The organism is Acinetobacter sp. YH12219 (genome assembly GCF_013417875.1).
GTDB classification, from domain to species: Bacteria; Pseudomonadota; Gammaproteobacteria; order Pseudomonadales; family Moraxellaceae; genus Acinetobacter; species Acinetobacter amyesii.
In genome coordinates, this window is sequence record NZ_VPDC01000017.1 from 41768 (window position 1) to 57524 (window position 15757).

Below are 15757 nucleotides of genomic sequence, written 5' to 3' on the forward strand. Positions count from 1 at the left end.
CTTTTATTTTTAAATCTTTCATCATGATCTGCATTTTCAACAACTATAAGAAACGATATGTCTATTTTGACCCACCCTGCAGTGCCCTCTGCACTGAAACATAAACGGGCAACAGCAACGGTCTTTGCAGATCCGTTATCGCAAGCGTTGTTGTCTCGAATTGAACAAATTGCACCAAGTGAGGCCAATGCACTCATCATTGGTGATACAGGCACAGGTAAAGAATTGGTTGCACGCCAAATCCACCAATTGAGCCATCGTGCCAAAGGTCCATTTATCGCAGTGAACTGTGGTGCCTTTACCGAGTCATTAGTCGAAAGCGAATTATTTGGACATGAAAAAGGAGCCTTTACAGGGGCAATTAATAGCCGTGTCGGTTGGTTTGAAGCAGCCCATAATGGCACCTTATTTTTAGATGAAATTGGTGACCTGTCCTTGCCTATGCAAGTCAAATTACTCCGTGTTTTACAAGAAAGAGAGATCGTTCGAGTCGGCTCACTCAAATCCATTCCAATTAATGTCCGAATCATAGCCGCAACCAATGTCGATTTAGAGCATGCCGTACAGGACGGGCGTTTCAGGGAAGATTTATTCTACCGCTTACATGTGGCGTTGCTACGCATTCCACGTCTCTCAGAGCGTCGTGGTGACATTTTGCCTTTGGTTAAACACTTCATTCAGGTCTATCAAACCAACCCACATGACACACCATTACGCCTCAGCCCATTGGCGCTCAAGAAACTCCATTTACATAGCTGGCCGGGAAATATTCGCGAATTAGAAAATACCATTCAACATGCGATTTTAGTCAGTGAAAAAGGTGTGATTGAACCAGAAGATATTAGTTTTTCGAGTATTCAAAGTGCATCGTCGTTTTCGCGTGCAGAACCTTTTAACTTACAAAATGCCACCTCTGCTGTAGCCAACATCAAAGATATTCAAGATGCTGGACAGTTACTTGAGCAGACCTTTTTACAAATTTTTCAAGCCGCAAATCAACTTAAGCATGACAATATTAATGAGCTGATTGAAGAAAAATTTATCCGAAGTGCGTATCAGCACTGTCAATACAATCAAGTGCATACGGCTCGTTTGCTTGGAGTGACAAGGAACGTGATTCGCACTCGCCTAATTAAATATGGCTTATTATAAATAAGTCATATTTTTATTTTCTCTACATTAAAATAATAATCCAGAAAAAAACTTCCAATTAAATATTCATCCACATCATTCTTTATTCATTGCATTATTTTAAATATAAAAAATCAGCAATAAAAAACCTCGGTATATCCCGAGGTTTTTATTTAATTTCCATTTCGTCTAGATTATTCCACAGGGTTACGTTTCCATGCTGTAAAGTATTTTTCTAGTCCAATCAAGAAGTAGTTAAAGGATAAACCCACGAGGGTAATGACTAATATGCCCACAAACATTTGTGGAATTTCAAAGCTAAATTGCGAATAAATAATCAGATATCCCAGACCTGCTTTGGCACCAAACATTTCTACTGCCACTAAGGCCAAAATCGAAATCGCCCCTGCCAGACGGATACCGACAAAAATCGTCGGAATCGACGCAGGCAGAATCACTTTTCGGAACAATTGATAGGGTTTTAGGCCCATGGTTCGTGCCGATTTAATCAGTAAAGGATCGACCGTTTGTACGCCTGTAATAGTGTTCAATAAAATCGGCCATGTGCATGCATACACCAACAGACTGATTTTTGAGGTTTCACCAATGCCTAAAAATAAGATGAACAGCGGCATTAATGCTAGTGCTGTGGTATTTCGAAACAGTTCTAACAATGGATTTAAGGTTTCAGCCACGAGCTTGTACCAACCGATGATGAGACCCAAAGGAATAGCGATCGCTAGGGCCAAAATGAAACCAATAATTGAACGCTTTATACTGGCCAAGAAATGGATGCCTAATTGACCGCTTTGATATAGCTGCCATGTGGTTTCCAACACTACAGATAACGGCGGTAAAAAAGCCGGATTGACCACACCACTCCGCGGCAGAATCTCCCACAGCAAGAAAAAAGTTACAATGGCAATGGTGCGTTTAAAGACCGTGTTTAACCAAGTGAATTGTAGTCTGGGTTTAATGTCGTTATAGGTTTGCGTATAACTGATGGCTTGTTTAGTCGATAACATAAATAAATCCTCTGAATATTTTAGTTATGTGCAAGCTGTTTATGTTTTTCGAGGGCTTGCGCTTTAATCACTTCTTCACTGAGCAATGACCAAATTTTATGGCGAATTCGGCCATATTCAGGCAATGAACGGACATCTTCACTAGAACTGCGCAGGCTTTGCGGAATTTCAATTACTTCCTTAATCCGCCCCGGTCTTGAGGTCATAATCGCCACGCGCTGACTCAGATAAATTGCTTCATCAATACTGTGAGTAATAAAAACGATGGTTTTTTTCGAGCTTTTCCAAATATTGATCAACTCGGCTTGTAAGGTTTCACGGGTTTGCGCATCTAAGGCCGCAAAAGGCTCATCCATCAATAAAATTTCTGGTTCATAAGCCAAACTTCTGGCAATCGCAACCCGCTGTTTCATCCCGCCGGAAAGCTCATTCGGATAATGCTTTTCAAAGCCACTGAGACCCACAAGCTGCAAATAGTATTCGGCTTTTTCGCGGCGTTCTTTCTTTGCTACGCCTTTGGCTTCTAGACCAAATTCGATATTTTCCAGTGCGGTTAACCATGGATAGAGCGCATATTGCTGGAACACAATGCCACGGTCTAAACCCGGTTGAGTAATCTGCTTGCCACTCAGTAAAATCTGCCCTGCCGACGGTTTGGTTAAACCCGCAATTAAGTCTAATAATGTAGATTTTCCGCAGCCACTTGGCCCCACGATTGAAACAAATTCACCCGGCTGAATATCCAAAGTGACATTTTCTACAGCAACAAATTCAGGCTTATAGTTTTTACTGCCGACATGGTTTTGTGCAGGAAATACCTTACGCACGTGATCTAAATGTAATGCACTGGTCATTGTTATATTCCTTTTGATTTTTGGTCTTGCGCATAGGGATTAAATTCATTGCTATAGATGCGACTGACCTCAATTTGATTTGGTTTTAATTTGTGTTCTTTTTCTAAGGCACTCACCCATGGGGCAAAGTCTTGATCTTTTTGCACGCCACCGACTTCGTGGACACCTGTGCCTGTGTAATATGGAATAAGTGCTGTATTTTCATTGCGTTGACGTTTTTCAATAATGCTTTCCATACGGGCAATGATTTGCTCTTTTGGCGTGTTGTGTAGCCATTCTTGAGCTTTGGCCACGCCACTGACAAAAGTACGAGCCAACTCAGGATGCGCTTGAATAAAATCTCCGCGCATCGAAAAACTGCCTGCGGTAAAGGGCCCGTATAAATCAATATCTTTAAAGATGCTGCGTACACCACCATGCTTTAAGGCACGTTTTTCCAAAATGCCAGAGAACACTGCAATATCAATTTGCCCATTCCGTAGAGCTTGTTCTGAGCTCACGGGTGGCAACATAATCAGTTCGACCTGACGGATTTCATCATCGGTTAATCCATGGCGAGCCAAATAATCTTTCACCACAAAGTCATAATGTGCCCCATAGGCATTCACTGCGACTTTCTTGCCGATAAAGTCTCGTGGGCCACGAATAGGACTATTTTCTAGCACGTAGAAACCCACATTTTGTTCAGCATCACTGCCATAAGATGCCACTACGGGGACCACATCTAGACCCGCGGCAATAACTTTCACCACAGCGCCATTAAAGGCGCCGGCAAAATCAACATCTCCTGCCACCAAGGTGAGTAAATCTTGTGGCCCACCTTGTACTGTGCCGACATAACTGAGTTTAATGTCGCCTAAATAGCCCAAGTCTTGTGCCAACTCAGGCAAAGATACCAGTCCCGGATAGCTTTGATAGCGTAGTTCTTTTAAAGCCACTTGCTGAGGTTCATCCACTCGCTGCGTGCTGCAACCAACCAAGGCTGTGCCACCGATCAAGGCAGCTAAAAATAGGCTACGCCAGAGTTGGGGAATGTTATGGATTGTCTTTTTTTTCATTGTTATGTTCTCCTATCCAACCTGCTGCCAAGCTAAAACTTTACGTTCAACCCAAGTCAGTACCGTATTGAGCAACACGCCTACAGCACCAATCAGCAACATGCCAAAAATAATCAGTTCGACATCAAAAGCCTGACGCCCTTGAATCACGATATTGCCCAGACCATTGCCATAGTTCGCCAATAAAAATTCAGAGCCAATGGTGGCAAGCCATGCGAAAATCAGCCCAAGTTGTAAACCGACAAAAATCTGTGCCGACGCGCCAGGCAAAATCAATTTACGAAACGCATAAGCCTTGGGAAATTGATAGACTTCGGCCACTTCACGATATTTATGTGAAATACTGCTCACGCCTTCAAAGGTGTGTAACGCCACGGGATAAAAAACCGACAAGGTAATAAACAGCACTTTGGCGCCATGCCCCTCACCTAAAAAAGTCGAAATTAGTGGCAACCATGCGAACAGCGAAATTTGACGCAATACATGAAAGCTCGGTGCAAATAACCAATTCGAAAGGCGTGAACTCGCGATCAAGATCCCAAACAGCACACCCGCTATCGCACCTATGCCATAGCCGATAAAATTTCGTGCCAAACTTTCGCCAAAGCCTGTCAAAAAGCTCGGTTGTTGGAGCACGGTCACAGCTTTTTGCAGCACGAGCCATGGACTAGGAATCAACTTCGGATCGACCCAATTTTGCTGTGAGGCCACTGCCCACAGTGCGATAAATGCCACAGGTAGAACGAGTGCTTTTGCTGCTTTAACTAAGACTTGGCGCGCTGCCCCGTGTAATGAAAGAATGCTCATGAGTTGCCTCCTACTCGGGTTGCGTGAAAGCGTGCTGTTTTTTCTAACCAAGCCAGAAAGGTATCTAAGACATAGCCCGTAATACCAATCAGAATGATCGCCATGAAGATCAAGTCCATCTGCATCAGCTGACGTCCCCACACCATGAGATAACCAATTCCTTCACTACTTGCTAATAACTCGACAAAAACCAATGCCAACCACGCCTGCATAATGCCTTGACGTAAACCACTGATCACACTGGGTAGTGCAGCTGGGAAAATCACTTCTTTGAGTTTCTGCCAATTGCTGTATTGGTAAACCTCTGCCACTTCCATCAAACTATTCGGCACATGCGTGATGCCCTTATAGGTTGCAATCAACAGCGGCGGTAACACAGCCAATGAAATAGCGGCAATCTTCAAAGCTTCATCGATGCCTAAAAAAATCATCAGTAATGGAATCCAGCCAACTATCGGAAATTGCGCAACAAGATTCACTGTCGGAAAGATAAAGTCCCGACTACGCTTTGCCAGTCCCAACACAGTACCAAGCAAAATCCCGACACTGGCACCAAGCAAGACGCTCCATAAAATCCGTTTGGCACTGATAGCAAAATGAAAACTCAATTCACCGCTTTGCCATAATTCGACTGTGCTTTGCCACACCAGACTCGGTGCAGGTAAAATCTGCTCCGGCAACCACTGTTTCAGTGTTGCCACATACCATAGACCGAACAACAAAACTGGCATCAGGAGTCCACACGCCACTTGCAAAGTTAGTTTTAAATAGGTCTTAAAAAAATCCAACGCACTTCGGTCACTTTGCAAGGGAACCGAATGTGCAGATACATCCGTAAGGCTCATAATTCTTGTCCTTTTACGCTCTGTTCTGAGACATCAGGTTTTAAAAATTGAATAAATTCCTGATCTTTGCTGATCAAAATAATCAGACCAATAAACACCAGCCCGATCGGTAAAAATAAATTTTGTAGTCCAACCTGTGCACCAAATACGGCGCCTATCAAGCCACCCCACAGTCCACCCGAAGGTCCGACGAGGGCTAAAATTGGAGAAATCTTAGCCATCGCGGTTTGCTCACCCACTCGGGCGAAAGACATAAAATTGGCGATATGCAACATACCGAGTCCAAGTCCAAACATGACCGAAGCAGGCCACATCAACAGCGTGATTTTGGTTAAGGCTAAAATCAGTAATGCCGTTGCCATCAGGCTTAGGCCAATCAAATAAAACTTTTGATAACCCATCAGCTCAGCCAAACCGCCCATGCTAAATAGCGATCCCACAAAGACGATGCCTTGTACGGTCAGCAGCATCACCGCCATTGGCTCTGAAAGTGCAAAACTTTGGATAGCAATCACCACAATGAAAAAGCCAAAGTAGTTATTTGCCACGCTGCTCAAAAATTCCAATATGCAGACAATCCGCAGTGAGGCATGGGTTTTGATGAGTGCCAAAGGCGCCACAATATCTCGCCATTGAAAATGCGGGCGATTCGTCGCTTGTGGAGTGCTACGTTGAAAGCACCACGGAGCCAACAGCAAGGTGCCTAAAAAAAGCAAAGACACCACATAAAAACTTCCGCCATAGCCGAAATGCTCGATCAACAACACGCTCAATGCAGGCGCAATCAGGAAATATCCCATCATGTGCGAACCGCGAAACCAACCCGCACGGGCTGGACCTAAACGTTTTAAGTTGCTCAAAAAAACGGTATTGATCGAAACAAAGCGCATGGGTAAGACAAAACTTACTAAGGCTGTGACTGCAAAGAGATACCATGCACCGGCTTTGAGTGGCGTTAAGCTATACACCACGGCGCCCAACACACTGCCGATGCAGAATATTTTCAAAGATCCAGAGCGCTGTACCAACACACCAATCGGCAATGCCATGATCAAAATGCCAAAATTTTGCGCTGCAGAAATTAGCCCCAATTGCAATTCGGTGGCTTCTAAATGCACGGCATACAAGGAAATTAATACCCGTGCGACACCCACACCCAGTCCAGCCAAAATCGTGAGCAGCACAAAACTGCTCATAAATTTGGTGGTTAATGGACTGGCAATTACATTGCTTTCAATCGGACGACTCATGGCTGCGACTTACTTCGGTTGACCTTGAGCATTAAATTGGCGCCAGTAACCCTCTAACTTCAGCTCTTTCAAGGCATTATTTAGATACTTCGGCTCATACCATGTTTTGGTATCTACATCACGACGGATTAAGCGAGCGTCTTTGGCAATTTTTAAAGCACTATCAATTTGTGAACGATGGAACTCGTCTAGTAGCGGTGTAGTACGGTCCTTTAAATTCCAGCCATCCCACGTTTTTTGATAATCCACCAACGGAATGCCACTTTGTGCCCAAAGTTTATATTGCGCACTACGGTTAGCTTCTTGAGAACTCCACTGCGCTTGTTTAATCAGTGTCGTCACGACACGTTGCACTACCTCTGGATATTGTTTTTCAAAACTTTCTGTCACCCAAAAGTGCGCAATCGGCGCAACTTTGGGATGTTTAATTTCTAGTAATGTTTTTGCCACACCACGCGCTTGCAAACTAAACGGTGAAGTAATCGTGGCATCAATATCACCTGTCGCTAACGCAGTACGCGCCGAATAGGCATCTTGCGAAATCACTCGTAAATCGCGCTCAGTTAAATTGTATTTTGCTAATACACGGTTAAAGACGATCTGACCATTGGTGCCTTTAAAGACGGAGAATTTTTTGCCTTTGAGATCTGCAAAGGATTTGGCATTAGAGCCGGCAGGCACCACCACATAAGTTGGGCCAAAACGCCCTGTTGAAAACAACACTTTGGTTTTTAATCCCGTCGAACGTCCAACCAATGAGGGCAAATCGCCATGCAATGCAAAGTCCACTTTGCCATTGGCTAAAGCTTCATTGGTTGCAGGGCCTGCTCCTGGGAAGAACAGCCAATTCACCTTAATGCCATCTTTTTTAAATTCTTGTTCGAGCACACCTCGTAAATGTGCTGTAGCTACAAAACTACCGCCCACTTTGGGTTTACCCCCCTCACCCGCGCCTGATACAGAAATACGAATTTCTTTGGGATTGGTAGCATGCAATTGAACGCTTAAACCAAGTGCTGAAAGTGCCAAGAATGTGGCTGCGATTTTTTTAGAGATAATTTTCATTTTAAATGTTCCTTAATGGTTTAAATATTTGAATTAAAAGGTGTACTGAACCTGAGCTTGCAGCTCATTGGTGTCTTTTTGATTTGCCGTTTCGACATCGAACAGGTAGTGATTCAGCTGTAATTGGAATTTTGTGGTTTGCGCAAAAAATAGGTTTAAACCCAAAGAGTGAATGTCATATTCACCAATACGACCGCTCGCGGTGTCGAGATAGCTTGCGTTGTTTTTATTCGGGTTATAGCGGTCAAAACGGTAATAGCCTTGGACTGACTTTGGCCAGAAATCATCAAATTTGGCATTGGATTTAATACTGTTGTAGAACTGATCGCCCAAGGTGTAAAAAGCGGTAAAAGTATGCCCTTCCGCTTTGGCTTCTTTGATGTCTTGGGCTACGGTGTCGACATAATCGGTCTTGCCTTGCACATATTCATAAGTCACACCAAATGGGGCGTGGTTATAATAAATATCGAAACCCAAACGATCACGTTTTGCAGCATCGTCAGTGATTCCCCCGGCTGAAATTTTCGATTCGCCTTTGATATAAGAGGCACCGAACTTCAATTCACGGAAAATGCTGGCGTAGTCTACTGGCAAGGTAAAAGCCACACGACCGATATAATCTTTGCCGTTGTTGTCATCCGCCTTATTACTGGCATTCCCATTGGTTACCCCTAAGGCATACTCAAACAGCGGCGCACGGTAGTTCGATGCAAAGTCGACAAAAGGTTTGGCATCACCACGGACGATAAAGCCATTTTGACGGTTAAACAGTCCTAAAAAGGTCGAAGCTGCAGCGGTACTAATGGTCGGACGCAAATCTTCAGGAGACTGCACATCTAGACCAAAGGGCAATAACTGCTGACCGAGCGTAAAGTTGAGTTTGGCAGTTTCAGGGCCCGCATTGGTGGCAAAAGCGTTATAGCGAACAAAGGCATCTAGTAAGTTAAAGTTACTGTTATTGGTGCCATCATTGCGTTTGCCATAACCAAAGGACAATTGATAATCGAGGTTTTTGCCTTCGTTATAATCACGAAATAAATTCCCGCGCACACCAATCAGCGCAGTCCCAATATCAAATGTCGATTTGGTTGCACCTAAGACACCTGTTTCATCGAGCGCACTCGCACGTAGTTGAACCGTGCCATACAGGGTTGTATCACGAGTCGATTTGGTGGTTTGACGTTCATATTGACGTGACTGATCGTACTTATAGTTTTCAATATCTGCACGTAAGCCATCGATATCTTCGGATGTTGCTGTGGTCACTTCTGCAACTTGCGTTTCACCTTCAACATCAGCGGCGTTGCTCGTATCGTCTGTCGTCACAGCGGCCGTTTCGACGACTTGGCTTTTCATCGCACCAGATTCCACGGCATTTAAGCGTTTTTGCAAACTCTCAATTTGTTGTTTTAAGCTGCTCAGTTCTTGCTGAAGTGCTTCATCCGATGCAAAACTCAGCTGACTGGTTGCGGATAAAATCAGTCCGACCGCAACGGTTAATGTGGTTTTTTTCATGATTTGGTTTCACTAACATTTTTCCCAAAGCGCAAAATCCCCCAACCCCATGCAAGGTGCATGAAGTGAATGTACTGCGTGGGTTTTTTAAAAATTAATCTGAGTGGTCGTAGGTTTTATTCAACTTATGCACGACCGAAACTCGAAGACAGCTTTTAGAATTTAAGCGCGCATCATCGCGAGTGTCATAGCACAACAACATGCCTGTTGTAGGACACGAAAAGCAGAAAGATATCGATGCGTAAAAGTACTCATAAATGTTCCATACAGTGGTGAGTTTTGTTCACTCTAATATGGCAACAACTGTGCCAACATTTTAAGTATTTATTTTTTTAAAGTTTTATTATTTAAATCTGATAAATTCTGTTGGTTTTAACGCCAAAAAACTGTTGGTTATTCAACAGTTGCTTATTTCAAATCATCAGTTATTTCCATTTTTATATCTCATTTTATGAAATAAGAAATACGCTTTGGGCTTTTAATAACTGATGTTACGCCTGTAAAAGTAATTTCGGATTTTTAAAATGATTTTTAAATCTATTCGATGGAGTCTTACATCTAGGGATTGAATAACGGGATTAGCCTTCGGCTGGAGGTACTCTTACGAAACGTTGTTTCTCATTCGACAAAATGAGAAGCGTGCTTCGCAAGGAAACCATCTTGCGGTGCAATACACCTTACCGACAAAACTCGTTTAATACCATCAAATGATTCAAAGGATCGCAAAAACATTTTTGATTAAAAATCGTCTTGTCTCAAACAATTGCGGATGACACTACCGCGTATCGTTCTTTTATTTGGATCAAATTGCGCTACTGATATTACTAGAGCATAAAAAAACCCACTGACGTGGGCTCTTTTCAATTGATTTTAATTACCGCTTATTGACCAAATTTAGTCGCCATGGCAGTTAATTTTTGATAACCCGTCGGTAGCAAACGTTGAATTAAATCAATCGCTTTTGCATCATTACCAATCAATAAACGGCGCTTATCTTTTTGTACTGCTGCAATGATTTGACGAGCCGCTTCTTCAGGTGGGCAACGCAAGAATTTATTAAACGACTGTGCCGATTTTTGTGGGTTCATGCCTAAACTTTTCAAGCTGTCATTCATTTTTGCGGCATTGGCAATATTGGTACGAATCCCGCCCGGATGTACACATAGCGCACTCACGCCACAGTTTTCAATATCCAATTCTTGGCGTAAAGATTCGGTAAAGCCACGTACTGCAAATTTAGTGGCATTATATGCCGACTGTGTTGGCTGTGCTGTTAAGCCAAACAAGCTGGAAATATTGATGATATGACCTTCACCACTTTGCTTGATATACGGTAAAAATTCTTTGGTGCCATAAACCACGCCCCAAAAGTTAATATTGACAATCCACTCCAGTTCTTCATAGCTTGCCCCTTCAACGGTCGTACCCAATGCCACACCCGCATTGTTAAAAATCATATTCACCGAACCATGATCTTTAACAGTCTGTGCTGCCCATGCTTTCATTGCTGCAAGGTCTGACACATCGAGTTTTTGCGTCGTTACACGTACATTGCTGGCTTTCACCAATTCAACGGTTGCCGCAAGCCCCTGTTCATTCACATCGCTTAAAGACAGATGGCAGCCTTGTTTAGCCAAAAGCACAGCCAATTGCTGACCAATACCTGAACCTGCACCTGTAATGGCAGCCACTTTATTTTTGAAGTTTTTCATTGTGATTCCTTATTCCTTTATGCTGCCGCTTGGCTTTATCACAGCGTGATCTCATTTGCCAATGTGTGCAGTTCGTCGACTTAATATAGTTTTGACAATACATATTGTCAATGTCATCTTGGGACGTGCTAAGCTGTTGAAATCGCCAATGCTTAAACATAGGTTTAAACTGAAATTATTGCTAAAATAAGACAAAATTCTGCTTTAGTTCAGCGTATATTTTCATGACAGATGCAACAAATCACACAGAACAACAACAGGCAAAAAATGTGAAGGAACGTCAATTTAAAGGGCTTTCTCTCAGTGAACGTAAGCAAGCGCGACGTGAAAAACTGATTGAAGCCGGTATAGAAGCCTATGGAACACATGGCTTTTTTTCAGTGACTGTGAAAGATATTTGTTTGGAAGCCAAGCTGACCGAACGCTATTTTTATGAATCATTTAAGAAAAGTGAGCAACTGTTCCAGACCATCTTTTTAAAATTAATCGATGAACTGCAACAAAATGTGATGCAAGCCATCATGCAAGCATCTACCGATTCTAAAAAAATGATTGAAGCGGGTTTAACCGCCCTATTGTTAACTTTAAAAAATAATCCCCATATGGCGCGCATCATTTACATCGATGCCATGTTGGTACAAGAGCTACATAACCAAGCCACAATTCATGAAACCATGATGCGCTTTGACCGTATGATTCATGCCTTTGTCATGCTCATGATGCCGAATATTGATCGTTCAGAACGCGAAATTTCAATGGTCGCAACAGGTCTCAATGGTTATGTCACCCAAATCGCGATTCGCTGGGTCATGAGTGATTATAAACAACCGATTGACGAAGTTTTATCGTCATGTAGCGTGGTCTTTTTGGCCTTGTTGGATGCTTTTTCTGAAAAACCCAGGAAATAAATTTTGTCCTCAACACTGATCTTTACAATTTTTTGAATGATTTTTTGTGACAACAGCATGATGCAAAGCCCATGTTGTTGAATATTTCAGGATTTAAATTGTCACAATTTCTTTCTAAACCCCAATGAAAGATCATTTTTGCAATGATACTGTCATAATTAATCTTTGTAATAAGCCTGTCATAAATATAAAACGGTCTACCGTTTACATAAAATAGGGTATTGCGCTGTGAAAGATGACTATATTTTAATCGTCGACGACGAACTCCCGATTCGGGAAATGATCCATACTTCACTGGATATGGCTGGTTTTCAATGTCAGCAAGCTGAAGATGCCAAACAAGCGCACCAAATGATTGTGGATCAGCGTCCTGCACTGGTTTTATTGGATTGGATGATGCCTGGTGGCGTGAGTGGTGTAGACCTATGTCGTCGTTTAAAACGCGATGAAAATTTGTCAGAAATTCCAGTCATCATGCTCACTGCGCGCGGTGAAGAAGACCATAAAGTCCAAGGTCTAGACGCAGGCGCAGATGACTACATGACCAAACCCTTTTCCACCCGTGAGTTAGTGTCACGGATTAAAGCGGTGCTGCGTCGCTCAAATGCATTGGGTGGTGAAAAAACCATTGATGCCAATGGTTTAATCCTCGATCCAGTCAGCCAACGTGTCAGCTTTGGTAACACCATTTTAGATATGGGACCGACTGAATATCGTTTACTGGCCTTCTTCATGACTCATCCTGAACGTGCCTATACCCGTGCTCAATTATTAGATCAGGTTTGGGGTGGAAACGTGTATATTGAGGACCGTACCATTGACGTGCATATTCGTCGTTTGCGTAAAGTTCTTGAACCTTTCCAAGCCGATCGTTATGTCCAAACTGTTCGTGGTACAGGTTACCGTTTCTCTACCCGTGCAGACGCTGTGATGGGTTAGTCATTTTAGGTCTTTAATTTTCTATGTACGAACCGTATCCCGTCCCTGAACTTGCCAGTGAACATAAAAAATTCCGTTACAGCAGTTTATGGACTTTTGCCAAGCAGGATTTAAGACTGCTGGCATTTTTCCTACTCATTGCTGCACTCATCGGCTTTGGTATCGGGTACTTATGGATCTGCATCTTAATTGCCTTTGCAGTGTTCTTTGCATTGCAAATGCGTTCGCTGTACTTGGTCAACGAATGGATTTCAAACCGTCCCTATGATGTCCCGCCGAATTTAGACGGTATTTGGGGGGCTTTGCTCTTTAATGTATACCGTGCGCAGCGTCAAGAACGCATTGTACAAGCTGAAATGGTTGGTCTGATCGACCGCGCTCAATCTTCCTTAGTGGCACTTGCTGAAGCTGTGGTATTGATTGATGAATTACACCAAATCGAATGGTGGAACCCTGCCGCAGAAAAGCTTTTGGGGATTCAACAGCTCGATCAAGGGCGCAATATTTTAAGTATTTTAAGACAGCCTAGTTTTATCGAATACTTTACCAATATCGATTTAGCCCCCGATGGTTTAAAAATGAAATCATCGGTACTTGAAGACCATTATGTACAAGTCAAATTAACCCGTTTTGGTCGCGAAAGTCGTTTATTGGTGGCTTATGACGTCACGCGCATGCATAACCTTGAGCAAATGCGTAAAGACTTTGTCGATAATATTTCACATGAGCTACGCACACCACTTACGGTTTTAAGTGGCTATATCGAAACCTTTACCGATCAGGAAGATTTAAATCCACGCTGGAAACGTGCATTCGATCAAATGCAGTCTCAAACCCGCCGTATGAATGCTTTGGTTAATGACTTGTTATTATTATCTCGTCTGGAAAATGATAAAAAAGTTGCTAAAAATCAAATCATTGAAATGCCCAGCCTAATGAACCAACTATATGACGATGCACATGCTTACAATGTGGATTATGGACATACACTGAATCTCGAGATTGATAGTCACTGTGACCTGATCGGATCAGATATGGAATTGGCGAGTGCCTTTAGCAACCTCATCACCAATGCTATTAAATACACCCCCAAAGGCGGTACTGTGACCATTGGTTGGCATGATGATGGTACGCATGGTTATTTTACCGTTGAAGATACGGGTATCGGGATTGACCCGAAACACTTACCCCGTTTAACGGAACGGTTTTACCGTGTGGACAGCGCACGTAGTCGCCAAACGGGAGGAACAGGTTTAGGTCTTGCCATCGTGAAACACGTTTTGATGCAACATCAGGCACACCTTGAAATTGAATCCAAAGAAAACCGTGGTTCGCTGTTTAAAGTCGTTTTCCCTAAAGAACGCTTATATCACGTGAGCTAAGCAGAATCATCCTGCCGGTCTTGCTGTGCTTCCAACTGTTGTTCTTGTTGTTTGGCACGGCGATATGCAGGACGCTGTTGCATCCGTTGTAAGAAAGCCTGAATTTGTGGATATCGCCCTTGAGTTCTGGTCATGACGGCTTCTAATGGAAACGTCATCTGAATATCCGCAAAGCTAAACGGTCCCGCAAAATATTCATTTTCCGCTAAATGGTTTTCTAAAAACTCGATATGTTCTTTTAAGCGAGGTCGTACAAAACCTTTTTTGACCCCATCACAAATGCGATTAGCTACGGGTTTGATGACCCAAGGTACATGACGTGGCACATTGCTCATGACCAACTGCATCACCAACAACGGCATTAGAGAACCTTCGGCATAATGCATCCAAAAGCGATATTGTTGTTTTGAATGTTCCGCCTTGGCTGCAAAAAAATCATGCCGATCATACTTCTCTTGTAAATACTCCAAGATCGCTGCAGATTCTACCAAGACCAGTCCATCATCCTGCAATATGGGCGACTTCCCTAAAGGATGGATGACTTTAAGCTCAGGGGGAGCAGACAAATTTGGCTGTCGCGGATAAAACTGAACCTGATAATCCAGTCCCAATTCCTGCATTGCCCATAAAATACGAAATGAACGAGATTTTTCTAGATGATGTAGCACCCGCATGGGTTCATCTCCTATATGAAGTCTAAAATTTTCTTATTTCTAGCAAGCCATTATTATTTTGAAGTACTTAAATCATAAAAAGTGTCAGATCACTGCTTAGGGCTATATCAAAACTAAATTTTGCACAGTACAGCAGCGACCTGCATTTAAATTAAACTAGAGTGGTTTTAATGTCTACACTGCGCAATAAAGTTTTTGTCACTGGGGTTTTTTCACAAATGGACAAGATTTTTTGCTCTAATTCTGCATCCAAGGACGTTTGAAAATGCAGGCGTCGCTCAACCCATTCAGCTCCTTCACGGTTCGCACAAAAGTCTGCCTCGACACGAAACTCACCCAATTGGATTTGTTTATGTGCTGCATACATGCGCAAGGTAATCATTGTGCATGAGATTAAGGATGCGCACAGTAAATCATACGGTGCTAAACCCAAGTCCCCGCCGCCAAATGATTCGGGCTTATCAGTAATAAGTTGATGTTTTCCACTCTGAATTTCACCTGACCATGGTGCTTCTAAGGTGTTTACTGTTGCCGTTGCGACGATACCCATAATGACTCCCTCATGGTTATGCCGCACCATTTTCACCACAGG

The 15757-nt window shown here is 43.0% G+C and carries 15 protein-coding genes; 4 read left to right on the top strand and 11 right to left on the bottom strand.

Annotated features, from left to right (window positions below; all coding sequences use genetic code 11):
- Positions 1 to 57: 57 nt before the first annotated feature.
- Positions 58 to 1152 carry a sigma-54-dependent Fis family transcriptional regulator gene (locus FTV04_RS12150; protein WP_078194038.1) on the top strand — a complete coding sequence of 365 codons (1095 nt, stop codon included), beginning with the start codon at positions 58 to 60 and terminating at the stop codon, positions 1150 to 1152.
- 173 nt (positions 1153 to 1325) lie between these two features.
- Here FTV04_RS12150 and FTV04_RS12155 read toward each other — a convergent pair whose 3' ends face one another.
- The 9 genes from FTV04_RS12155 to FTV04_RS12195 all read right to left on the bottom strand — a co-directional run bounded on the left by FTV04_RS12155 (position 1326) and on the right by FTV04_RS12195 (position 11262).
- Positions 1326 to 2156: an ABC transporter permease gene (locus FTV04_RS12155; RefSeq protein WP_180089694.1), complete on the bottom strand. Its 831-nt coding sequence runs from the start codon at positions 2154 to 2156 to the stop codon at positions 1326 to 1328.
- 20 nt (positions 2157 to 2176) lie between these two features.
- Positions 2177 to 3010 (bottom strand): ABC transporter ATP-binding protein, encoded by an 834-nt coding sequence (locus FTV04_RS12160; protein WP_078191496.1) that lies wholly within the window; start codon positions 3008 to 3010, stop codon positions 2177 to 2179.
- Positions 3011 to 3012: 2 nt separating this feature from the next.
- Positions 3013 to 4068 (bottom strand): ABC transporter substrate-binding protein, encoded by a 1056-nt coding sequence (locus tag FTV04_RS12165; protein WP_180089696.1) that lies wholly within the window; start codon positions 4066 to 4068, stop codon positions 3013 to 3015.
- Between the two features lie 12 nt (positions 4069 to 4080).
- Positions 4081 to 4875 (bottom strand): ABC transporter permease, encoded by a 795-nt coding sequence (locus FTV04_RS12170; protein ID WP_180089698.1) that lies wholly within the window; start codon positions 4873 to 4875, stop codon positions 4081 to 4083.
- Positions 4872 to 5720: an ABC transporter permease gene (locus tag FTV04_RS12175; protein ID WP_168378821.1), complete on the bottom strand. Its 849-nt coding sequence runs from the start codon at positions 5718 to 5720 to the stop codon at positions 4872 to 4874. The genes FTV04_RS12170 and FTV04_RS12175 overlap by 4 nt, the downstream gene beginning before the upstream one ends.
- Positions 5717 to 6970 carry an MFS transporter gene (locus tag FTV04_RS12180; protein WP_180089700.1) on the bottom strand — a complete coding sequence of 418 codons (1254 nt, stop codon included), beginning with the start codon at positions 6968 to 6970 and terminating at the stop codon, positions 5717 to 5719. Before FTV04_RS12180 ends, FTV04_RS12175 begins: the two co-directional genes overlap by 4 nt.
- Before the next feature lie 9 nt (positions 6971 to 6979).
- Positions 6980 to 8035 (bottom strand): ABC transporter substrate-binding protein, encoded by a 1056-nt coding sequence (locus tag FTV04_RS12185; RefSeq protein WP_180089702.1) that lies wholly within the window; start codon positions 8033 to 8035, stop codon positions 6980 to 6982.
- Between the two features lie 33 nt (positions 8036 to 8068).
- Positions 8069 to 9550 carry a carbohydrate porin gene (locus FTV04_RS12190; RefSeq protein ID WP_180089704.1) on the bottom strand — a complete coding sequence of 494 codons (1482 nt, stop codon included), beginning with the start codon at positions 9548 to 9550 and terminating at the stop codon, positions 8069 to 8071.
- Between the two features lie 881 nt (positions 9551 to 10431).
- On the bottom strand, positions 10432 to 11262 hold the full coding sequence (locus tag FTV04_RS12195) for an SDR family oxidoreductase (protein ID WP_180010800.1): 831 nt from the start codon (positions 11260 to 11262) through the stop codon (positions 10432 to 10434).
- A gap of 224 nt (positions 11263 to 11486) precedes the next feature.
- Between FTV04_RS12195 and FTV04_RS12200 the strand changes: the two genes are divergently transcribed.
- The 3 genes from FTV04_RS12200 to phoR all read left to right on the top strand — a co-directional run bounded on the left by FTV04_RS12200 (position 11487) and on the right by phoR (position 14491).
- Entirely contained in the window at positions 11487 to 12170 is a 684-nt protein-coding gene (locus FTV04_RS12200) for a TetR/AcrR family transcriptional regulator (protein WP_180089706.1), read from the top strand.
- A gap of 228 nt (positions 12171 to 12398) precedes the next feature.
- Positions 12399 to 13109, top strand: coding sequence for a phosphate regulon transcriptional regulator PhoB (gene phoB / locus FTV04_RS12205; RefSeq protein ID WP_078191504.1), 711 nt, complete (start codon positions 12399 to 12401; stop codon positions 13107 to 13109).
- Positions 13110 to 13132: 23 nt separating this feature from the next.
- Positions 13133 to 14491: a phosphate regulon sensor histidine kinase PhoR gene (gene phoR, locus FTV04_RS12210; protein ID WP_078191505.1), complete on the top strand. Its 1359-nt coding sequence runs from the start codon at positions 13133 to 13135 to the stop codon at positions 14489 to 14491.
- Here phoR and FTV04_RS12215 read toward each other — a convergent pair.
- Positions 14488 to 15165: a glutathione S-transferase family protein gene (locus FTV04_RS12215; RefSeq protein WP_180089708.1), complete on the bottom strand. Its 678-nt coding sequence runs from the start codon at positions 15163 to 15165 to the stop codon at positions 14488 to 14490. The two genes, phoR and FTV04_RS12215, sit on opposite strands and share 4 nt — an antisense overlap.
- A gap of 151 nt (positions 15166 to 15316) precedes the next feature.
- Entirely contained in the window at positions 15317 to 15715 is a 399-nt protein-coding gene (locus FTV04_RS12220; protein WP_111885787.1) for an OsmC family protein, read from the bottom strand.
- Positions 15716 to 15757: the final 42 nt, after the last annotated feature.